This is a genomic window from Paludibacterium sp., from assembly GCF_019232825.1.
In the GTDB taxonomy this organism is placed as follows: domain Bacteria; phylum Pseudomonadota; class Gammaproteobacteria; order Burkholderiales; family Chromobacteriaceae; genus Paludibacterium.
On the sequence record NZ_JAFAND010000147.1, the window covers coordinates 17978 to 39549 of the forward strand.

At 62.9% G+C, this 21572-nt stretch carries 19 protein-coding genes; 14 read left to right on the forward strand and 5 right to left on the reverse strand.

Going from position 1 to position 21572, the window contains the following annotated elements:
* The first annotated feature begins 1 nt into the window (after nucleotide 1).
* Genes lptG through JOZ06_RS19290 form a run of 3 tightly spaced genes read left to right on the forward strand, consistent with a single transcriptional unit; the run spans nucleotide 2 to nucleotide 4237 of the window.
* Nucleotides 2–1078, forward strand: a complete 1077-nt coding sequence (gene lptG, locus JOZ06_RS19280) for an LPS export ABC transporter permease LptG (RefSeq protein WP_293235428.1) — start codon at nucleotides 2–4, stop codon at nucleotides 1076–1078.
* Entirely contained in the window at nucleotides 1078–3645 is a 2568-nt protein-coding gene (locus JOZ06_RS19285) for a [protein-PII] uridylyltransferase (RefSeq protein WP_293235430.1), read from the forward strand. Before lptG ends, JOZ06_RS19285 begins: the two co-directional genes overlap by 1 nt.
* Before the next feature lie 4 nt (nucleotides 3646–3649).
* Nucleotides 3650–4237: a hypothetical protein gene (locus JOZ06_RS19290; RefSeq protein ID WP_293235432.1), complete on the forward strand. Its 588-nt coding sequence runs from the start codon at nucleotides 3650–3652 to the stop codon at nucleotides 4235–4237.
* Between the two features lie 16 nt (nucleotides 4238–4253).
* Here the strand turns inward: JOZ06_RS19290 and JOZ06_RS19295 are convergent, their stop codons facing one another.
* From JOZ06_RS19295 to typA, 3 genes are all read right to left on the reverse strand, one after another.
* Complete coding sequence (locus JOZ06_RS19295; RefSeq protein WP_293235434.1) at nucleotides 4254–4559, reverse strand: hypothetical protein; 306 nt, start codon at nucleotides 4557–4559, stop codon at nucleotides 4254–4256.
* A gap of 102 nt (nucleotides 4560–4661) precedes the next feature.
* Nucleotides 4662–5795 carry a hypothetical protein gene (locus JOZ06_RS19300; protein WP_293235436.1) on the reverse strand — a complete coding sequence of 378 codons (1134 nt, stop codon included), beginning with the start codon at nucleotides 5793–5795 and terminating at the stop codon, nucleotides 4662–4664.
* A gap of 138 nt (nucleotides 5796–5933) precedes the next feature.
* Nucleotides 5934–7757, reverse strand: a complete 1824-nt coding sequence (typA, locus tag JOZ06_RS19305) for a translational GTPase TypA (RefSeq protein ID WP_293235438.1) — start codon at nucleotides 7755–7757, stop codon at nucleotides 5934–5936.
* A gap of 130 nt (nucleotides 7758–7887) precedes the next feature.
* Between typA and JOZ06_RS19310 the strand changes: the two genes are divergently transcribed.
* Entirely contained in the window at nucleotides 7888–8682 is a 795-nt protein-coding gene (locus JOZ06_RS19310) for a hypothetical protein (RefSeq protein WP_293235440.1), read from the forward strand.
* 119 nt (nucleotides 8683–8801) lie between these two features.
* Here the strand turns inward: JOZ06_RS19310 and JOZ06_RS19315 are convergent, their stop codons facing one another.
* Nucleotides 8802–9779, reverse strand: coding sequence for an NAD(P)H-quinone oxidoreductase (locus JOZ06_RS19315; RefSeq protein WP_293235442.1), 978 nt, complete (start codon nucleotides 9777–9779; stop codon nucleotides 8802–8804).
* An 80-nt stretch (nucleotides 9780–9859) separates the two neighbouring features.
* Between JOZ06_RS19315 and JOZ06_RS19320 the strand changes: the two genes are divergently transcribed.
* Genes JOZ06_RS19320 through JOZ06_RS19330 form a run of 3 tightly spaced genes read left to right on the forward strand, consistent with a single transcriptional unit; the run spans nucleotide 9860 to nucleotide 13786 of the window.
* Nucleotides 9860–12292 (forward strand): heavy metal translocating P-type ATPase, encoded by a 2433-nt coding sequence (locus JOZ06_RS19320; protein WP_293235444.1) that lies wholly within the window; start codon nucleotides 9860–9862, stop codon nucleotides 12290–12292.
* On the forward strand, nucleotides 12292–12462 hold the full coding sequence (gene ccoS, locus JOZ06_RS19325; protein WP_293235446.1) for a cbb3-type cytochrome oxidase assembly protein CcoS: 171 nt from the start codon (nucleotides 12292–12294) through the stop codon (nucleotides 12460–12462). The genes JOZ06_RS19320 and ccoS overlap by 1 nt, the downstream gene beginning before the upstream one ends.
* Before the next feature lie 25 nt (nucleotides 12463–12487).
* Nucleotides 12488–13786 (forward strand): MFS transporter, encoded by a 1299-nt coding sequence (locus JOZ06_RS19330; protein WP_293235448.1) that lies wholly within the window; start codon nucleotides 12488–12490, stop codon nucleotides 13784–13786.
* On the opposite strand, the gene JOZ06_RS19335 is transcribed toward JOZ06_RS19330, so the two are convergent.
* Nucleotides 13712–14758, reverse strand: a complete 1047-nt coding sequence (locus JOZ06_RS19335; protein ID WP_293235450.1) for a tRNA-dihydrouridine synthase family protein — start codon at nucleotides 14756–14758, stop codon at nucleotides 13712–13714. The genes JOZ06_RS19330 and JOZ06_RS19335 overlap by 75 nt on opposite strands.
* 151 nt (nucleotides 14759–14909) lie before the next feature.
* Between JOZ06_RS19335 and JOZ06_RS19340 the strand changes: the two genes are divergently transcribed.
* From JOZ06_RS19340 to JOZ06_RS19370, 7 genes are read left to right on the forward strand one after another with little or no spacing between them, the layout of a single operon-like run.
* Nucleotides 14910–15944, forward strand: coding sequence for an HD domain-containing phosphohydrolase (locus tag JOZ06_RS19340; RefSeq protein ID WP_293235452.1), 1035 nt, complete (start codon nucleotides 14910–14912; stop codon nucleotides 15942–15944).
* A 6-nt stretch (nucleotides 15945–15950) separates the two neighbouring features.
* The gene (locus tag JOZ06_RS19345) at nucleotides 15951–16166 is read left to right on the forward strand and encodes a DUF1653 domain-containing protein (protein WP_293235454.1); all 216 of its coding nucleotides are present in this window, start codon (nucleotides 15951–15953) and stop codon (nucleotides 16164–16166) included.
* Nucleotides 16167–16178: 12 nt separating this feature from the next.
* Nucleotides 16179–16709 (forward strand): peptide-methionine (S)-S-oxide reductase MsrA, encoded by a 531-nt coding sequence (gene msrA, locus JOZ06_RS19350; RefSeq protein ID WP_293235456.1) that lies wholly within the window; start codon nucleotides 16179–16181, stop codon nucleotides 16707–16709.
* Between the two features lie 45 nt (nucleotides 16710–16754).
* Nucleotides 16755–17717, forward strand: coding sequence for a TrkA family potassium uptake protein (locus tag JOZ06_RS19355; RefSeq protein ID WP_293235458.1), 963 nt, complete (start codon nucleotides 16755–16757; stop codon nucleotides 17715–17717).
* A gap of 1 nt (nucleotide 17718) precedes the next feature.
* Complete coding sequence (locus JOZ06_RS19360; protein ID WP_293235460.1) at nucleotides 17719–20010, forward strand: ATP-binding protein; 2292 nt, start codon at nucleotides 17719–17721, stop codon at nucleotides 20008–20010.
* A gap of 2 nt (nucleotides 20011–20012) precedes the next feature.
* Nucleotides 20013–20669 (forward strand): response regulator, encoded by a 657-nt coding sequence (locus tag JOZ06_RS19365; protein WP_293235462.1) that lies wholly within the window; start codon nucleotides 20013–20015, stop codon nucleotides 20667–20669.
* Between the two features lie 9 nt (nucleotides 20670–20678).
* Entirely contained in the window at nucleotides 20679–21554 is an 876-nt protein-coding gene (locus tag JOZ06_RS19370) for an NAD kinase (protein WP_293235464.1), read from the forward strand.
* Nucleotides 21555–21572 lie beyond the last annotated feature (18 nt).

Genomic DNA, 21572 nt, shown 5'->3' on the forward strand with positions numbered 1-21572 from the left:
CATGCGACTTATTTCCCGCTACATGCTGTCGCAACTGATCAGCGCCACCCTTTACACCCTGGTCGCCTTGCTGGCGTTGTACGGCTTTTTCGACATCATCCAGGAAATGCCGCACGTCGGGCAGAACAGCTACGACATGCAGGCCATGCTCAACTACGTCGCGCTGCTGGTGCCGGGGCATTGCTACGAACTCTTGCCGCTGGCGGTGCTCATCGGCGTGCTGGTCGCCATGACGCAATTGGTCACGCACAGCGAGTACACCATCATCCGCACCAGCGGCGTCACGCTACTGAACATCGCCAGCCTACTCTTTGCCTTTGGGCTGATATGCGCGCTCATCACGCTCTTTTTGGGCGAGTTCGGCGCGCCGCTCGCGCAACAAAAGGCCGAGCAGCTAAAACTATCGGCCACCCGCTCGCTGGTGGCGCAGGAATTCCACTCCGGCATCTGGGTCAAGGACAACAGCAACTTCATCAACGTACGCGAAATGCTGCCCGACCAAACGCTCCTGGGCATTCACGTCTACACCTACGATGACAACTATCATCTGGTCAGCACCAGCCATGCCGACCGCGGCGTCTACGACGTCAATCGCAAACTGTGGAAGCTCTCGGACATCAACGAAACCACTTTCACGCCCAACCGCATCGTCACGCGCCATTTGGGCCAGCTCGACTGGCACTCGGTGATCGAGCCCAGCATCCTCAACGTGCTGTTGGTGGTGCCGGAGCAGATGTCGGCCATGAACCTGATGACGTACATCCGGCATCTGCGTGACAACAATCAGAAGACGCAGCGCTATGAGATCGCCATGTGGGGCAAGCTGTTCTATCCGCTCGCCTGCGTTTCCATGGCGCTGGTGGCGCTGGCGTTCACCCCCAAGCAGCGCCGGCACGGGCAGCTTGGCTTGAGGCTCTTTGCCGGCATCTGCATCGGCGTGGCCTTTCACTTCACCAACCGGTTGTTCGGCTATCTCGGCCTGCTGCACGATTGGAATCCCGCTTTGTCCGCCACGTTGCCGACACTGCTGTTCCTATTGGCCGGGATAGCGCTGATCGCTCATCAAGAGACACGCTAATGGACAACGATCTGGATTTGGCGCGCCATTGGCGTAATGAGCTCAAAGCGCGCCGCCAGACGCTGGCCGACACCTATTGCATCGATCACGATGCCCCGACCTACCTGAGCCGGCACGCCGCCGAGGTCGACCGCGCCGTCCAGGGGCTATGGCGGGCGCTCGGCTTCGGCGACCAAGCCACGCTGATCGCCGTCGGCGGCTACGGCCGCGGCCAGTTATTCCCCTGCTCCGACATCGATGTTCTGATCCTGCTGCCGCAGGCGGCCCCCACCGCCCTGACGGATAACGTCACCCGGCTGATTAGCCTGATGTGGGACATCGGCCTGGAGGTCGGCCATAGCGTGCGCACGCAGGCCGAATGCCTGAGCGAGGCGGCCGGCGACATCACGATCGAAACCAACATGCTGGAGCAGCGGCTGATCGCGGGCGACCGCTGCGCCTTCGACACGCTCGCCGCCGCGCTGGACGATCAACGCGATCCGCTTGCCTTCTTTGAAGGCAAAACGATGGAACAGCAACAGCGCCATAACCGCTTTTTCGGCGTCACCAACAACCTGGAGCCCAACCTCAAGGAAAGCCCCGGCGGGTTGCGCGACCTGCAAACCCTGATATGGATCAGCAAGGCCATCGGCCTGGGCGACACCTGGGATGCGCTGGTGGCCGGCCACATCCTGACGCCGGCGGAGGCACGCCTGATCAAGCACGGCGAACGGCAGCTGCAGCGCCTGCGCATCTTTCTCCACCTGTTGGCACGGCGACGCGAAGACCGGCTGATTTTCGATCTGCAGCAACAATTGGGGCTGGCGTTCGGCCTGCCGGACAGCGCCGTGCTGCGCGCCAGCGAACAAGTGATGCAGCTGTATTACCGCGCCGCGCGCACCGTCTCCCAGCTCAACGGCATCCTACTGCCCAATTTGCGCGGCCGCCTCTACTCGCAGGTGCCACGTGTCACCCAGGTGCTCAACGACCACTTCTATTCGGTCAACGGCATGCTCGGCATCCGTCGGCCGGATGTCTTCGACACCGAGCCGTCCGCCATCCTCGAAGCGTTTCTGATGTTGCAGCGTTATCCGGAACTGACCGGATTCGCGCCGCGCATGCTGCGCGCCCTATGGCACGCGCGCACCAAAATCAACGAGCGCTTCCGGCAAGACCCGGCCAATCAGCAGCTTTTCCTGCAGATACTGCGCACGCAGGGGCTCACACGCAGCTTGCGGCGCATGAATCTCTACGGCGTGCTGGGCAAGTATCTGCCGGCTTTCGGCAAGATTGTCGGCCAGATGCAGCACGACCTGTTTCACGTTTACACCGTCGACGAACACATCCTGATGGTGGTGCGCAATCTGCGCCGCTTCGCCATCAGCGCCTTCAATCACGAATACCCGTTTCTATCGCGGCTGAGCAATGACTTCGAACGGCCCGAGACGCTGTACATCGCCGGGCTGTTCCACGATATCGCCAAAGGGCGCGGCGGCGACCACTCGCAACTGGGCACGGTCGACGCGCGCGAATTTTGCGAACGCCATGGATTGCCGCCCGAGGACACCGATCTCGTCGTCTGGCTGACCGCCCAGCACCTGACCATGTCGCACATCGCGCAGAAACAGGACATCTACGACCCGGAAACCGTCCAACGCTTCGCCGATCTCGTCGGCACGCCGCGCCGCCTTTCCGCGCTCTACCTGTTGACCGTGGCGGATATCCGCGGCACGAGCCCGAAAGTCTGGAATGCCTGGAAAGCCAAGCTGTTGGAAGACCTCTACCTGGCCACGCTCAAAATCCTTATGAGCGGCGGCGCAGTGGACACGGGATCGGAACTGGAAGCGCGCAAACAGCAGGCGCGCGCGCTGTTGCGACTCTATGCGGTACCCGACGGCGCAGAGGAAAAACTCTGGGCCCGGCTCGACATCGTTTATTTCCTGCGGCACGAGGCGCGCGAAATCGCCTGGCATGCCCGCGTGCTCAACCGCGTGGCCGACAGCCAGGAGCCGGTGGTGCGCGCCAGGCTATCGGACGATAAGGAAGGCATTCAGGTACTGGTCTACACGCCGGACCAGCCGGCGCTGTTCGCCCGCATCTGCGCCTTTTTCGGCCGCGCGCACTACAGCATCGCCGACGCCAAGGTCTACACCACCGCCAACGGCTATGCGCTCGACACCTTCCACGTATTCATCCCGGAAAGTTTCGACGGCGACTACCGCGACATGATCAATTTCATCGAGTTCGAGCTCGCCGCCAGCCTGCGCCGCGACGATCCGATCGAGCCGCCAGTCGACGGGCGCATCAGCCGTCACCTCAAATACTTCCCGATCACGCCGCAGGTTCTGATCCGCCCGGACGACAAGGCCAATTACTTCGTGCTGTCGATCGTCGCCGGCGACCGGCCCGGCATGCTGGCGCGCATCGCCGCCGTGCTCACCGAGCATCGCTTGACGGTCCACTCGGCCAAGATCATGACGCTCGGCAGCCGCGCCGAAGACTCGTTCCTCATCACCGGCCCCGGCCTGACCGACGACAAAACCGTGGTCAGCCTGGAATCGCAACTGTTCAACGCCTTGAGAATCTGACGCCATGCGCGCGCTTTGCCGCTTGACCCTGCCTCTGCTGCTTGCCTGGTCCCTCTGCGCCGGCGCCGCCGACACGCAAACCCTGGTATTCATGCGTCACGCCGAAAAACCGGCCGACGACCTCGGCCAGCTCTCCTGCCAGGGTCTCAACCGCGCGCTGGCGCTGCCGCCCCGGCTGCAAACGCTGTTCGGCCGGCCGGACTTTTTGTTTGCCCCCAATCCGGGCGTGGCGAACCACGGCTACAGCTACGTCCGGCCGTTGGCCACCCTCGAACCCACGGCCATCGCGCTCGCCAAGCCGGTCGATACGCGCTTCGGCTACAACGACGTGGCGGGATTGTTGCGGGAGCTCGATCAGCCGCGCTACCGCCGATCGATGATATGGATTGCCTGGGAGCACAAGATGATCGAGAAGGCGCTCAAACAACTGAGCGCGCGCTACGCGCCGAACGGCGCCGCGATCGCGCCTTGGCCCGGCAAGGAATTCGACCGTTTGGCCGTGGTGACGTTGACGCGGGATGGCGATACGGTGCGGATGGACTACCGGCAACAGCAACAGGATCTGAACGGCCTCTCGCCGCAATGTCCGTGATCTCGTCGCGCGCGCCTCACCAGTCGTCGAACAACCGGCCGGTACGCCCGGTTTGCGATTGACAGGCGATCTGCAGCGCGCGGTTGATTGCCTCTTTCTTGCTGACGCCCCACCACTCGATCATCTTTTCCAACGCATGTTGCGCATCGCGCGACAACACCACCGTCACCGACAGCTCTTGCAGCCGGTTGCGGCGCATCTCGCGGCTGCGCCGCTTGCGCTCGGCCACGGTCATGGCGCGCGCGCCCAGCGGTTTGCGCCCCGGTTTTTTGCGCACGCCGCCGATCAGATCGAAGGTGTAGTGGTCGCAGGGATCTTTCATGCCCAAAAAGAGATCGACGGAAAGGGCCGCAAGCATAGCACAGACAGGGGTTTGCGTCGATTATCGCGCCCTGCCGACAAGCAAAAAAACGCGGTATCACGGCTAAAAATCGTCCGGCAACAACCTCGCCTTATAAAACGCGATTGCCAGGCCACGATCGAACTGCAGATGGTGCTGATCGGTTAGATCGACGTCCGCCGTATCGGCCAGGCTTTCGGCATACAGCAATCGCGGTTCGTAGTAATCGTATTGCAGGTCCGGGGTAAAAAAGGGGGCCGGGCGCGCCAGGACACAGGCCGCATCGCCGCTGATCGCGCCCGAGATCGCCTTGACGCCCCCTTTTTTCAACACCACCCGGTCGCGCAGACTGGCGGCGCGCTCTTGCCGGGAATACTGACTATCCAGGCGATAAAAAGGCGCATATTCCGTCAGTGCGATCTTTATAAGGCCGCCGCTCGGCCGGTCGTTATCGCGCTGTTGCGAGGCGTCGAACAAAAATACGCGTTCACCGGTCGTCAAAAAAAACAAATGCGGGTTATCACCCTCGACCGGATACACATCGTGCACCCCATCTTCCCAATCCGCGTCCTCTTGGCAAATGCCGAAGACCGCACAGCGGCGGTAATAGGCGCTTAAATCGTACGCGGACATCAGACTCAAAACGGCACCGGACCCGCTGCCGCCATAGCGGTAGCGATGCAGCGTGACATAGCCGCCGGCATAGACAGCTTGATAAATCGGGTCGTATGCCAATCCGTGCGCATAAGAAAGCGGGTACCACTGCGTCTGTGCCGACGGCTGATCGACATCGTCCGTGCTTTGCCCCGGATACAAGATACCGACGTAACCAGCCGAATCAGCGATCAACACATTGCCGTCGTCCATCGGCAGCGCCGAGTGGATGTTCATCGCCGCATAGCCGGTTATCTCGCGATGAAACAGCACCGTCCTGTCCGGATAGGAAAAAATCACCACCCCGTAGCGGGTCGTGGCGAGCAAGGCTTTGCCGCCTTGATAGCGCACCGGCTTTACTTCCGAGCCGCCATCGAACGGCGGCGACTGCCACACCCTGTCTGCATCCCGCAAAGAACGGCCGAGATCGGATAGCCGATAGACCTCGATGGCGCGGGCACTGCGGTTGTACAACACGATACGGCGATTGAGACAGGCGGCAAAGCTCGACGATACCGCCAGGCACACCAGAAACAGGACAAGCCAGCCTTTGACCATACGCATGATCGCTCCCGCCGAACACCGTGTTTTGATCAATAGGCCACGACAAGACGCGCGGCAATCGTCCTTAGGGTCTGCCACATAAAAGAAAACCCCGCTCGCCGCGAGGCGAACGGGGTCTGCCAATCTGCGCGTCGACCGTTAGGTGTTGTCGACGCCGGCGCGTGCCGCCTTGCGGCGATCGTGCTCCTGCAAGTGACGCTTGCGCAGACGAATGCTTTGCGGGGTGATTTCCACCAGTTCGTCGTCGTCGATGAATTCGACCGCCGACTCCAGCGTCAGCTTGATCGGCGTCGTCAGACGCACGGCCTCGTCGGTGCCGGACGCGCGCACGTTGGTCAGCTTCTTGCCCTTGAGCGGGTTGACCACCAAGTCGTTGTCGCGCGAATGGATACCGATGATCATGCCTTCGTACAGCTTGTCACCAGGGCTCACGAACATGCGGCCGCGATCTTCCAGGTTCCACAACGCATAGGCCACGGCATCGCCGGTGTCTTGCGAGATCAGCACGCCGTTGTGACGACCCGGCATGTCCGGCTTGACCGGAGCGTAATCATCGAACACGTGCGACATCAGACCGGTGCCGCGCGTCATGGTCAAGAAGTCACCCTGGAAACCGATCAGGCCGCGCGCCGGAATATGGTATTCCAGGCGGGTACGACCCTTGCCGTCCGACTCCATGTTCTGCAGCTCGCCGCGACGACGGCCCAACTCTTCCATCACCGTGCCCTGATGGCTGTCTTCCAGGTCGATGGTCAGGTTTTCGTACGGTTCGCACTTCTCGCCCTGAACATCCTTGTACACCACGCGCGGCTTGCCGACGGCCATTTCATAGCCTTCGCGGCGCATGTTCTCCAACAAAATGGTCAAGTGCAGCTCGCCACGACCGGAGATGCGGAAGACGTCCGCGTCCTCGGTGTCTTCCACGCGCAACGCCACGTTGGTCAGCAACTCCTTTTGCAGACGATCGCGGATCTGGCGACTGGTAACGAACTTGCCTTCGGTGCCGGCCAGCGGCGAGGTGTTGACCATCAGGTCCATGGTCAGCGTCGGTTCGTCGACCGTCAGCATCGGCAAGCCAATCGGCGTATCGCGATCGGCGATGGTCACGCCGATGCCGATGTCTTCCAGACCGGAAATGATCACGATATCGCCCGCGCCAGCCTCTTCAACCGGCACGCGCTCCAGGCCCTTGAAGCCCAGCACCTGGTTGATGCGGCCTTGGCCGACTTGGTCTTCGTGATTCATCACCGCCACCACCTGGCCCGGGCGGATCTTGCCGTTGAGAATGCGGCCCACGCCCAGACGACCGGTATAGGTCGAATAGTCGAGCGCGGAAATCTGTAGTTGCAGCGGCGCTTCGATGTCGCCGGACGGCAGCGGCACGTATTGCAAAATAACGTCGAACAGCGGGCGCATGTTGGTGGACTCCTGCGCCAGATCCATCATCGCAAAACCGTTGAGCGCCGAGGCATATACCACCGGGAAGTCGAGCTGCTCGTCGGTGGCGCCCAATTTGTCGAACAGGTCGAACGTCTGGTCCACCACCCAGTCCGGACGCGCGCCCGGACGGTCGATCTTATTGACCACCACGATGGGACGCAGGCCGAGCGCCAGCGCCTTCTTCGTCACGAAGCGGGTCTGCGGCATCGGGCCTTCAACGGCATCGACCAGCAACAGCACGCCATCGACCATGCCCAGCACGCGTTCCACCTCGCCGCCGAAGTCGGCGTGTCCCGGTGTGTCGACGATATTGATATGAACTCCCTCATATTCGATCGAGGTGTTCTTTGCCAAAATAGTGATACCACGCTCTTTTTCGAGATCGTTGCTATCCATGACACGTTCGGCGACATGCTGATTTTCGCGGAAGGTGCCGGCTTGTTGAAGAAGCTTATCGACCAAAGTGGTTTTACCATGGTCGACGTGCGCGATAATCGCGATGTTGCGGATCTGACGGGTCATTGGAATTCTGCCGAAACGAAATGAATAAGCGGGAAAAACGTAATATTTTAGCACAAGGAATGCTGCAGCCGCACTATGACTTTCAATGGAAAGCCGCTACACTGCGCGCCGAAAACATTAGGAGTTGACGATGTACGACTGGAATGCCCTGTGGCACACACATCAAGGCTATCGGACCGGCCACGCCGCCGGCCAGGAAGACATCAACCAGCTGGGTGGCGAGCTGAGCGCCACGCTGATCAAGCCTGCCGCCCACGCCGGCGATATCGCCGTCTACGATCAAGGCGACCAGTTCTTGCTGGTCGGTCATGACCAAGGCTTGCAGCTCTTACACCTGGCCAAGCACGCGCTATTCGACATTCAGGCGCGCTTCCTGCCGGACAGCGGCGCAGAGCCTTGCATCGAGGTCTACGTAAAGAATCAGGCCACACAGGAAGAGGACAGTTGGCGTAGTCCCGTGCACCGCGACGAGCAAGGGCAAATCCGGCTCGGCAAACGCCTGCTGTCCGAAGGCACGATGCCGCCGATGCCGTTCGACAACCTCTCCTTCACCGACAACGCGCGTTTCCGCGACCTGCTCTATAGCGCCTGGCAAGATGCCCTGCCGCGCTTACAGCAGGAAACCGCCGCCTGGCGCCCCGGCGGCGCCGACACATCCGGCGCGTTGGCGCGCTATCAGGCGCTCATGCGCTTCGAGCAGGCCCGGCTCGGTCTGCGCTTTGGCGAGACGGCGCGCGCACGGCTAAGCGCGGCGCTGGCGGATTGCCGTTTCGACGATCCGGCCGATTGCCGCGGGTTATGGCTGCGCGTGGAAAAGTGGTGGCTCGATCACGCGGCGGAAGAAGACATGAGCGAGCTGATCTCGGCGCTCGCCTCGCTCGACTACGCCAGCGAAATCGCCCTGGTGGAGTGGTTGAAAAAATAAAAAACGGGCGGCTGTATCAGCCGCCCCCATCTCATCCGAACCAGGTCATTCGAGAAGCCTGCCGGCTTCCCACGGACAATGTACCCCAAAGCCAATACATTGTCATCAATTCCATCACATTATTCCATTTGAAGCATTATTTTACCCAAATTGCGATTGCTTTCCATGTAGAGATGCGCCTGGGCCGCGTCGACCAGCGGAAAGACCGAATCAACCGTGACATGCACGAGTCCCGCCGCTTGCGCCGGCAACACGTGCTCGGCAATGGCCGCCGCCAAACGCGCCTTGACCTCGAGCGGCTGCGTCCGCAGCGTCGAGCCGCGCAGCGTCAGCCGCTTCATCAACACCTGAGCCAGATTGAGCGCCGACTGCGCGCCGCCCATGACGCCGATGAATATCAGCCGGCCATCCGGATTGAGACAGGCAACGTTTTCAGCCAAGTACGAGCCGCCCACAGGATCGAGAATCAGATCCACCCCGCCCCACTGCCGGACCATGGGCGAAAAATGATCCAGTTCGCGCCAGTTATAGACCTGTTCGGCGCCCAAGCGGACGCAGAAGGCCATCTTTTCCGACGACCCGGCGCTGGCGAATACCGATAGCCCCAGTAGCCGCGCCAGTTGAATCGCCGCCGCCCCCACGCCGCTCGCGCCGGCGTGAATCAACGCGCGTTCGCCTTCCGCCACCCGTCCGATCTCGACCAGATTGAACCAGGCAGTCATCCAGGCCTCCGGCAGACTGGCCGCCTCGACCCACGACAGCCGCTCCGGCTTCAGCGTTGCCAGCGCCGAATCGAGCACGACGTATTCGGCATAAGCGCCCCCCGGGACCAAACCGAACACCGCATCCCCCACCTTGAACCGGGAAGGGCCGCGCACCTCGGCCACCTCGCCCGCCACTTCCAAGCCCAAAATCGGCGAGGCGCCTGGCGGCGCGGGATAATGACCCTCGCGTTGCACGATATCGGCGCGATTGACGCCGGCGGCGCGCACACGAACGAGGAGCTGGCCTTCATGCGGAATAGGATGCTCGACAGTGGCGAGCCGCAAGGTGTCCACCCCGCCGGGAGCGGATTGGACGATGGCTTTCATAGACATGATGATCTCGTTCACAGCGGACGCACGCCACATGGAGACGGGCCTGCGTCACGTGTCATATTCCATTACAATAGCACGCCATGACAGAGCAATGCTTTCACTGCGGACTACCGGTTCCGCCCGATACCCACTTCATCATCCGTGAGGCCGAGCGCGAACACGCAGCCTGTTGCGCCGGTTGCCAAGCGGTAGCGCAGACCATCCTCGACACCGGGCTTGGCGACTACTACCGCCATCGCGAGGCGTCGGGACAGCCCGCAGAGGCCTTGCCAGTCGAAGTGATGCAGCAAATCGCGCTCTACGACAACGAGGCGCTGCAGCAATCGTTCGTGCGCGCCGAGCCGGACAACGTGCGCGAGGCGACGCTCATGCTCGAGGGCATCACCTGCGCCGCCTGCGTGTGGCTGGTGGAGCAGCAGCTCTTGCGCCTGCCCGGCGCGCTCTCGGTCGACATCAACTATACCAGTCATCGCGCCCGCGTCCGCTGGGACAATGCCAAGCTGCATCTGTCGCGGATTCTGGAAGCCGTCGCCCGTGTCGGCTACCGCGCCCACCCCTACGACAGCGCGCGCCAGGAAGCCCTGCAACAGAAGGAGCGCAAACAGGCCATCAATCGCCTTTGGGTCGCGGGCCTGTCGATGATGCAGGTGATGATGTACGCCGTGCCCATTTATGTGGCGAAAAGCGGCGAAATCGAACCACGCTTTCTATGGATACTGCATTGGGCCAGCTTCCTGTTGACGCTGCCGGTGATGTTGTACTCGGCGCAGCCGTTCTACCGCGGCGCCTGGCGCGATCTGCGCGCGCGGCGCGTCGGCATGGACACGCCGGTGGCCCTCGGCATCTTGACCGCCTTCGGCGCCAGCAGTTGGGCCCTGTTGCACCACATCGCCCAGGGCGTCTATTTCGATTCGGTGTCGATGTTCGTCTTTCTGCTGCTCGGCGGCCGCTACCTCGAAGGCATGGCCCGCCGCAAAGCCGGCGAGGCGTTGGAGAGCCTGGTCAAGCTGATTCCGGCCTTCGCCCATCACCTGGCCGACTGGCCCGTCACACGACACACCGAGGAAGTGGCGGTCAGCACGCTGCAAACCGGCATGACGCTGCTGGTGCGGCCAGGCGAAACCATCCCGGTGGATGGCGTCGTTGTCGACGGCATCAGCGCCAGCAACGAGGCGCTGCTGACCGGCGAAAGCCACCCGGTCGACAAACTGGCGGGCAGCGCGGTCATCGCCGGCAGCGTCAACTTGACGAGCCCGCTAGTGGTACGCGTGGGCGAAGTCGGCCAAAACACCCGGCTCGCCGCCATCGCGCGCCTGTTGGACCAGGCGCTGGCGCAAAAGCCGCGTCTGGCGGTGCTGGCCGATCGCTTCGCCAGCCTGTTCGTCGCCGGACTGCTGCTGACCGCGGCGCTGAGTTTCGTGGCCTGGGAATTCATCGACCCAACCCGCGCGCTGTGGATCATGGTGGCGGTGCTGGTCATCACCTGCCCCTGCGCGTTGTCGCTGGCCACACCGGCCGCGCTCACCGCCGCCAGCGGACGGCTGGCGCGCATGGGCGTACTGGTCGCGCGCGGCCATGCGCTGGAAGCGTTGGTGGCGACCAGCGACGTGGTGTTCGACAAAACCGGCACGCTGACCGATGGCAATATGCGGCTCTTGGCGATGCAAACGCTGCGTCCCTCGCTCGACGACACGGCGTCGCTGGCGCTGGCGCGCCAACTGGAAGCCGGCAGCGAACACCCGTTGGCGCGGGCTTTGCTCGCCGACGCCGACGTGCCGCCCCAAGCAGCGGCCGCCTTGCGAAACCATCCGGGACGCGGCGTCGAGGGAACGATTGCCGGCGAAACCTGGCGCCTGGGGCAAGCCGAATTCGTCGGTGAACTCGCCGGCGCGGCGCCGCCGCAAGACGCGTGGCAAGACGGCAGCTCCTTGATTTGGCTCGGCGGCCGGCAAGGCTTCGCGGCGCGTTTCGCCATCGGCGACACGCCGCGCGGCGACGCCCAGGACACCATCGACGCCCTGCGCCGGCAAGGCCTGCGCATTCACCTGCTCAGCGGCGACGGCGACGGCGCGGTGAAGCGCCTGGCCCAACTACTCGACATCGCGCACTGGCGGGCCGGCGCGACACCGCAAGACAAGCTGGATTACGTGGCGCAGCTGCAAGCCGGCGGCGGCCGGGTCCTGATGATCGGCGACGGCATCAACGACGCCCCGGTGCTGGCGCGCGCCGACGTGTCCATCGCCATGGGCGGCGGCACCGACGTCGCCCGCGCCAGCGGCGACATGGTGCTGATCGACGACAGCCTGAGTTTGGTGCCCGAGGCTTGGCTGGTCGCGCGAAAAACCCGTCGCATCATTCAACAGAATTTGTGGTGGGCCGCCGCCTATAATCTGGTGGCGCTGCCGCTGGCGGTCAGCGGCCACGTCACGCCGTGGCTCGCCAGTCTGGGCATGGCCACGAGCTCGCTGCTGGTGGTCTCCAACGCCCTGCGGCTGATCGAAAGGAGAGCCTGATGGAAAGCCTGTACCTGCTGATTCCCCTGAGCATCGTGCTCACCTTCGTCATCGGTCTGATCTTCTGGTGGGCAACGCGCAGCGGCCAGTTCGACGATCTGGAAGGGCCGGCGCACCGCATTTTGATGGACGACGACCGCGCCGAAACGCGCAAACCCGACGAACACTGACGCCCCGCCCCAGGAGCCCGCCCACGTGCAAACCAGCTTCAATTTCTTCGCCACCCGCCGCTTTCTACCCCTGTTCGGCACCCAGTTCATGGGCGCCTTCAACGACAACCTGCTGCGCACCGCCGTGGTGGTGCTGATCAGCTACTACGGCCTATCCTTCGCCGGCCTGCCGGCCGAGCAGCTGGTCAACCTGGCCGCCGGCATCTTCATCTTGCCGTTCTTCCTGTTTTCGGCCACCGCCGGCAAGGTATCGGAGAGTTTCGACAAGGCGCGCATCGCCCGTCTCGTCAAAATCGCGGAAATCGGCATCATGCTGCTGGCGGGCAGCGGCTTGTACCTGCACTCCGCCGGCCTGTTGCTTGGCGCCCTGTTTCTCATGGGCACCCATTCGACCTTCTTCGGCCCGCTGAAATACTCGGTGCTGCCGCAATATCTCGCCGGCCAGGAACTGGTCGGCGGCAACGGCCTGATCGAGATGGGCACTTTCCTGGCGATTCTGTTCGGCCAGATCATCGGCAGCCTGATGATGCATCACGGCCCGCTCATCGCCTCGCTGATCATTCTCGCCACCGCCCTGACCGGCTATGCCTTCAGCCGCGCCATGCCGAGCGCACCGCCGACCGCGACGCACCTCAAGCTGTCGCTCAACGTGGTGGGCGATAGCCGCCGGCTGGTGCAAAGCGCCTGGCATATCAATGGCGTGCGGTCGGCCATTTTGGGCATTTCCTGGTTCTGGCTCTTGGGCGCGGTCTACACCACGCAGCTGCCGACCTTCACCCGGCTGCACCTGGGCGGCAACGCCGACGTGTACACCCTGCTATTGGGGGTCTTTTCGGTCGGGATCGGCGCGGGCTCGGTACTATGCGCCAAGCTGTCCCGCGGCCGGCTGGAGCTCGGCCTCGTGTTGGCGGGCAGCCTGGGCATGACGCTAGCGGGCACCGATCTGTCGCTGAGCGCGCTGCCGCTCCATCACGGCCCGTTGCAGGACATCGTCACCTTCCTACAAGGGGGGCGTCAGTGGCATCACGTGATCGACTTGGCGTTTTTGGGCTTTTTCGGCGGTTTCTTCACCGTGCCGCTGTATACCTGGCTGCAGACCGCGAGCCCGGAGGCCTTCCGTTCGCAAGCCATCGCCGCCAACAACATCATCAACGGCTTTTATATGGTGGCCGCGGCGATCGCCAGCGCGCTGCTGTTGGCTTGGTTCCATAGCATCGCACTGTTGTTTTTGATCGTCTCGCTGGTCAATCTACTGGCACTCGGCCTGTTGATCCGCGGTGCACCGATCATCTGGGAAACCCGGTTCGCCTGGCTCCAACGCTGACATCGCGCGCCCCGACCCACGACAGGCCGCCACGAGCACCGCTTCCAGCGCCGCGGCATCACGCAGCGGGCGTAAACTTTCGAACAGCGCCGCCGCTTCGGGAAAACCGCGCTTGAGCTGGCCGAGCCACTGCTTGAGCCGCGCCGCCGGGTAGGTCGACCCCTCGCCGCCCAACGCCCGGCACTGGCGGAAGAAATCCAACAGCCAAGGCAGCATCGACGGCCAGTCCAGCGGCGCCGGCGCTTCGCCGCGCGCCCGGGCGGCAATACAAGCAGCCAGATCGGGACGCGCGATCAGCCCGCGTCCGATCATCACGTCGTCGCAGCCGCTGACGCGACGGATGGCGTCGTAATCCGCCAGCGTCCAGACCTCGCCATTGGCCACCACCGGCACCGCCACCGCCTCGCGAATGCGCGCCACCCAGTCCCAATGCGCCGGCGGACGATAGCCCTCGAGCTTGGTGCGCGCGTGCACCGTCAACCAGTTGGCGCCGCCGTCGGCCAGCGCTTGCGCGCACTCCAGCGCGCGCGTCTTATCGTTGAAACCGAGCCGCATCTTGGCGCTGACCGGCAGCGCCGCCGGCACCGCCCGCCGCACCGCGCCAACGATGTCATGGAGCAGCGCCGGCTCATCCAACAACGCCGCGCCGCCGCGATGGCGATTGACGCTCTTGGCCGGACAACCGAAATTCAAATCGATCGCCGGCGCGCCATACTCGGCGGCACGCGCGGCATTGTCGGCGAGACAGGCCGGATCGCTGCCGAGCAGCTGTATGTGCACCGGCGTCCCCGCGCGCGTGCGCGCGCCTTGCGCCAACTCGGGCGCCAGACGCTGCCAGGTGCGCGCCGGCAGCAGCGCGCTCGTCACGCGCACGAATTCGGTGACGCACCAATCGACACCGCCCAGGCGCGTGATCGCATCGCGCATGACGGCATCCACCAGCCCCTCCATCGGGGCCAAAACGACTTTCATGACAAGGACTTCCAAACCATCGGCGGGGGTTGATTGTACGCACATCCGTGAACGCTCGGCGAAAAATACGCAAACTGCGTATTCACTCTCGACGACATTAGCTATACAGGTAAAAACATCGGCTAAAAATAATCGCGAACGGGAGTGGCCCTTGGCGTTTCAATTACCGTCCAATCTCTTTACCTCGAATCGACTGACCGAGGAAGCGGAATTCGTCTACCGGCTCAGTGGTAAATTTCGTGCTGCGCTGCTTGCCGGCAGCGATGCGCCGCTGCCGACCAACTTGCCCGAACCGGCTACGCCGCCGGTGCAGGCAGCGCAGCAGCTTGCCCGTTGCCTGAGCGGCATCCAGGGCCATTTCGTGCGCCTGGACGAGTCCAACAAGTTATTGCAGGCCTTGATCGCCCACATCGCGCAGCGCGCGCAACAATCGCCCGACGGCTGCATCGCCGCGGTGCTGCTGGGCCCCTATACCCAATACACCGCGCAACACGGCATCAACTGCGCATTGTTGGCCGCGCGCATGGCCGACAACCTGGGACTGCCGCAGGACGATAAAACGATACTGATCGGCGCCGCGCTGACCATGAACCTGGGGTCGGCAGACGTGCAAAACCAGCTTGCCGAACAGAACGGTCCGCCCACCACGCTGCAGAAGCAAACGCTCGATATCCACCCGCTGCTTAGTTCGGCCATGCTGCGCGAGGCAGGGATCGACGAGAGCCGCTGGCACGAGGCCGTCATTCTGCATCACGAGCGGCGCGATGGCCGCGGCTACCCTTTTGGCGCCAAGGAAGAAGACATTCCGCCGCTGGCGCAGCTACTGCATTTGATCGACATCGTGACCGCCAAATTGATGCCGCGCACCTACCGTCCCCGCATCACACCCAAAGCGGCGCTCTCCACGCTGTACGCCGGTGCCGCCGAACCCTTCGAGGCGGCGCACATCACGCAGCTGGTCAAGATTCTGGGCATCTACCCGCCCGGCAGCTTCGTCGAGCTGGAAAACGGCGAGCGCGCGCTGGTGATCAAAAACGGCCGCAGCGCCACCGCGCCGTTGGCGGTACCGATCCGCGCCCCCAACGAATCGATCGACACCTCGCGCCCGGGGTATCATGTCAAATCCAGCGTGAGCATGCGCATCGAAGCACGCCATCTGCCGCTGTTTTCCCAATATTGGAGTTGACCCCGGATGCAACCCGTTCCCGGCATTTACCGCCATTACAAAGGCCAGCTTTACGAAGTGCTCGGCATCGCCCGACACTCGGAGACCGAGGAGGCTTTAGTCATGTACCGCGCCTTGTACGGCGAATACGGCTTGTGGGCCAGACCGCAGGCCATGTTCAATCAAACCGTGACCAGCAGCGATGGCGACGTGCCGCGCTTCGCGCTGGTGCGGGCCTTCTAAAAGGAAAACACGATGGAAACTGCCTTGCTGGCGGGGGGCTGCTTTTGGTGCCTGGAGGCCATTTTTTCCAGCATCAACGGCGTGCGGCAAGTCGAGAGCGGCTATTGCGGCGGCCAGACCGCCAACCCGGATTATGAGGCTGTTTCGCATGGCGACACCGGACACGCGGAAACCGTGCGCATCGCATTCGACTCCGCCGTGGTCTCCTACGCCACCCTGCTCGACGTATTTTTCAGCATCCACGACCCGACCACGCTCAACCGGCAAGGACACGACATCGGCACGCAATACCGCTCGGCCATTTTCACCATGGACGACAGGCAACACGCCATCGCCACGGAAACGGTGAATGCGCTTATCAAGGCACGCCGTTTCGACCGGCCGATCGTGACCGAAATCACGCCCGCCGGAACATTTTATTCTGCAGAAAACTATCATCAGCGATATTATTGGCAGAACCGCCAGGTTCCCTATTGCCAGGTCGTCATCGCGCCGAAGATTGCCGCCTTTCGCCGGCAGCACCCGTCCCTGTTTGACGATTAGGGTTCGTCTGGCCCGGGCGTTCGCGCCGTTGTCTAATCGGACAGTATGAAAAAATTATTCACCCGCAAGCTATTGTTTTTGCTGACTCTGTTACTGGCGACCGTGTTGGCGGGCACGCTCGGCTACATGCTGATCGAAGGCTGGTCGCTGCTCGATAGCCTGTTCATGACGGTCATCACCGTATCGACCATCGGCTATGGCGAAGTCCACCCGCTCGATACCGGCGGCCGCGTCTTCACCATCATCCTGATCATTTTGGGCGTCGGCGCGGTCGGTTACGGCATCTCCTCCCTGACCCTGATGCTGTTCCAGGGCGATCTACCCCTCTATCTCAAGCGCAAAAAAATGGAAAAGGTCATTGCCCGCTTCTCGGATCACGTCATCCTGTGCGGCTTAAGCCGCACAGGGCTTTATACGCTGGATGAAATGACGCGCAGCGGCCATCGGGTGGTGGTCATCGAACGCGACATCGCCATCGCCACGCAGATGGAGGAGCGCGATATCCCCTACATCGTCGGTGACGCCACACAGGACGCCAATCTGCTGGCCGCCGGCGTCGCCCAAGCTCAGGCCATCATCACCTGCTTGACCTCCGACGCGGAGAACGCCTTCGTCGTCGTCACCGCCAAGAGCCTCAACACCGCCATCACCGCCATTTCCAAGGCCGAGAACGAGAGCACGCGCAAAAAGCTCCTAGCGGTCGGCGCCGACAAAGTGGTGGTGCCGTCGATGCTGGGCGGGCTGAGCATGGCCAACAGCGTCTTGCGGCCCGAGAGCCAGCGTTTCTTCGAGACGCTGCACGAACGTTATCCGGATACGTTCAAAGCCGAGATCATCACCGCCGAGCCGCGCTGGGCGGGCCAGACGCTGCAACATTTCCAAGCCGAGCAGGACGGCCGGCTGCTGGTGGTGGCGCTCGAGCACCCGGGCGAGGAAGTGCAATTCAGCCCCAGCCCGGACACGTCGCTGAAAGCCGGCACCGCCATCATGTTGATCCGCAATCGTTGATATGCGCCGACGCGATTTCCGTCCCGCCGCGTTCCCCAGCCTCTGGCTCGGCCAGCATCATCTGCTGGCCAACGCGCCACGCAAGGCCTGGGCGTGGTTCCTGGTCAGCTGGGCACTGCTCAGTCTGCTAGGCGGCAGCGTATTGATCGCCATGGACCTACGCCACCAACAGCAGCATTTCGATCGCGTGGTGTTCTATATGACGCGCGCCGTCGAGGCACGGCTCAAAAACGCCGAAATGGTGCTGTACGGGTTGGAGGACATCATCACCAGCGACCCGTCGGTGCGCGACACGCAGCTGCGCAGCTACGCCCAGCAGGCCGCCAGACGTTACAACTTCATTTACAGCATGGGCTTTCAGCCGCATATCGCCCACTATCAGCGCCAGGCCTTCGAACGCGCCGTGCGCGGCAATCTGGGGCCGGACTTCCTTATCCGCGATTATCAGCACGACGGCAGCGCCAGCTGGCGGCGGCAAGCCGGCTGGCGGCGCGCGCCGGAGCGCGAATCCTACATACCGTTCGTCATGGCCGAGCCCGCGCTCCATCAAAGCGCGCGCAGCGCCATAGGCCTCGACCTGCTGGCCGATGCCGTGGTCGGCCCCACCGTGACCCGCGCGCTGCGCAGCACCGATATCGAAGTGACGCCGCTATTGCGCTTGTCCGACGACCAATCCGCCATCGCCTACATCCACGCCCTCTATTCGCCTTCGCCGCCATCGGACAGCCCGCTGATGCGGCCGGAAGAAAGCATCGGCATCGTCACCCTGCTGGTACGCACCGATGCCCTGCTCGATCTGCGTCCCGAACAGCGCGCCTGGCTCAACATCTCGCTATCGCGTCAGGAAGGCGCGTCGAGCCTCTACGACAGCACCGTGTACCAACGGCGCGCAACGCAGCCGCCGCGCTGGCTGGACACGCTGTTGCCGGCGCTGACGCAGCACGAGCAGATCGATACGCCCTATTTCCCCTACGAACTGGTGGCATCGACCCAGCTGCGCTTCAACATGGTCGACCGCGTGTCTCTGTTCTTGGCCGTCCTGGCTGCCGCGCTGCCGAGCTATTTGATTCTGTTGATCGTCGCCATCCGCCACAACGCGCGCCTTGACCGGGAATCGGCCGACGACAGCCTGTTTCGCACGCGCGAAAATGCCTCGGTCACGCTGCAGGCCATCAGCGACGCGGTCATCACCATCGACAACTTGCGCATGGTGCAGTACATGAATCCGGCCGCCGAACGCCATCTCGGCCTGCGCGAAGAGGAGGCGATCGATCAACCGCTGGGCGACGTCTTCATGCTGCGCTACGAATTCGCGCGCCGCGCCATCACCGACCCGTTCGTCGAATGCCTCGACAAGCAGCAAGTGTGCGAGCTGGAAGAGAATAGCTATCTGCTGCGCCCCAACGGCGAAAAGCTGCTGATCGAGGGCTCGGTGTCGCCGCTGTTCGACCGCGGCGGCGGCCTGATCGGCGCCGTGCTGGCATTTCGCGACACGGCGCCGCTCAGGCGGCGCATGCTGGAAGCGCTGGAAACCAGCGAGACGCGGCTGAAGCAGCACGAATACGAGCTCGCGCGCGTCACCCGGATCACCTCGATGGGCGAGATGGCCTCCGGCATCGCCCATGAAATCAATCAGCCGCTATCGGCCATCATGAGCTATTGCCAGGCAAGCCTGAGCCTCTTGGAAGAGGACGAGCCCAATCTGGAGCTGATCGTACAGGCCATCCAGTCAGCGGTCGCCCAAGCGGACCGGGCCGGCAAGATCGTACGCCGGCTGCGCGAGTTCGTCGCCAAGAAAGCGCGCCAGCACACGCCGGTGGACGTCAACCATGCCATCAGCAACGTGCTGGCGCTGGCCGACTACGACTTGCGACAAGCGGAGATCGCGGTCGACTACCATCCGGGTGTGCACCTGCCGCTGGTTTATGCCGACACCATCCAATTGGAACAAGTGGTACTCAACCTGGTGCGCAACGCGATCGACGCGATGCACGGCCAAGACCACCCCGGCTGCCTGTCGGTCGAAACCAGCTACAGCGCGCGCCGCGTGTGCGTCAAAATCGGCGATAACGGCCCCGGCATCGGCGATGATAAGATTGATGACGTTTTCGCGCCGTTTTTCAGTACGAAGATCAGTGGCATGGGATTGGGCCTGACCATCTGCCAGACCATTATCGAAAGCTTCGGCGGTCACATCAGCGCCCACAACCGCTCCAGCGGCGGCGCCGAATTCGTGGTCGAACTGCCTCCGCTCGACACCGGCCAACCGCCGTACACAGACACGAGAGAGTGATTATGAACACCATGACGCCCACCGTTTATATCGTGGATGACGACCCCGCCGTCCTCGACGCGCTGGCGCTATTGATCACCGCCCAAGGCATGCGCGCCCTGACCTTCTCCAGCGGGCAATCCTTTCTCGATCACTGTCAGCCAAGCGAAATCGGCTGTGCCGTGCTCGACATCCGCATGCCGCACATCACCGGCCTTGCCTTGCAGGACATGATGATCGAGCGCGGCATCACCATTCCGTTGGTGTTCATCACCGGTCACGGCGATGTCGAACAATGCCGCCGCGCCTTCAAAAACGGCGCCATCGACTTTTTGACCAAGCCCGTGGATCAGATGCGCCTGGTCGAGAGTTTGCGCCGCGCCATCCGCCTGAGCATCCGCCAACACAGCCAGGAAGTGGAAACGCAAGAAGTGCTCTCGCGGCTCGCGCGCATCAGCGGCCGCGAGCGCGAGGTGCTCGAGGGCGTTGCCGCCGGACTATCGAGCAAGGAAATCGCGCGCGAGCTCGATCTGTCGCCGCGCACGGTCGAAGTACACCGCGCCAATCTGTTCAACAAGCTTGACGTCACGTCGCTCGCCGATCTGATCCGCTTCTACCTGAAAGCGCTCGAGGCAACCGGCATGAAGCACAATGCAGACGACATGAGCAACAATCGGTAAACTACCCTCATGGAAAGCCTGTTCAAAAACGTTGGCCTGGTCGCCCGCCACAGCAAGCCGAACATTGTCGCCAGCCTGCGCCAGCTGGCCGACCATCTGGCGCAGTCCGGCATCAATGTCTTCATCGACAAGGAAAGCGCCAGCGCGGTCGAGGCCGGCAAGCATCCGCTGATCGACCGCATGGATATGGGCAAACTGGTCGATGTCGCCATCGTGCTCGGCGGCGACGGCACCATGCTGTCGGTCGCGCGCCTATTGGCGCCTTACCGCGTGCCGATGATCGGCGTCAACCAGGGCCGCCTGGGCTTCATGACCGACATCCCGCTGCATGAAATGCTCGACACGATCGACGCCATCTTGCAAGGGCATTTCGTCCCGGAAGACCGCATCCTACTGCAGACCGTGGTGCTGCGCGAGGACGCGGAAGTCGCCAACGCACTCGCCTTCAACGACGTGGTGTTCAACCGCGGCGCGGTCGGCACGATGATCGAATTCGAAGTTTTCATCGACAACCAATTCGTCTATAGCCTGCGTTCCGACGGGCTGATCGTCTCCACCCCCACAGGCTCCACCGCCTACGCGCTGGCGTCGGGCGGGCCGATTCTGCAGCCGACGCTGCAAGCCATCACGCTGGTGCCGATCTGCCCGCAATCGCTGAACAATCGCCCCATCGCCGTCAACGACTCGTGCGAGGTCGAATTCATGCTGACGCGCGGCCTGGATGCCCGCGTGCATTTCGACGGCCAGTCGAACTGCGACCTGATGGAAATGGACCGGGTGCTGATCCGTCGCTACCGCAATCCGCTACGCATTTTGCATCCGCTCGGCTACAACTACTACGATATGCTGCGCCACAAACTGCATTGGGGCGAACGCCTCCTCTGACACCGGGTGCCCGACTGC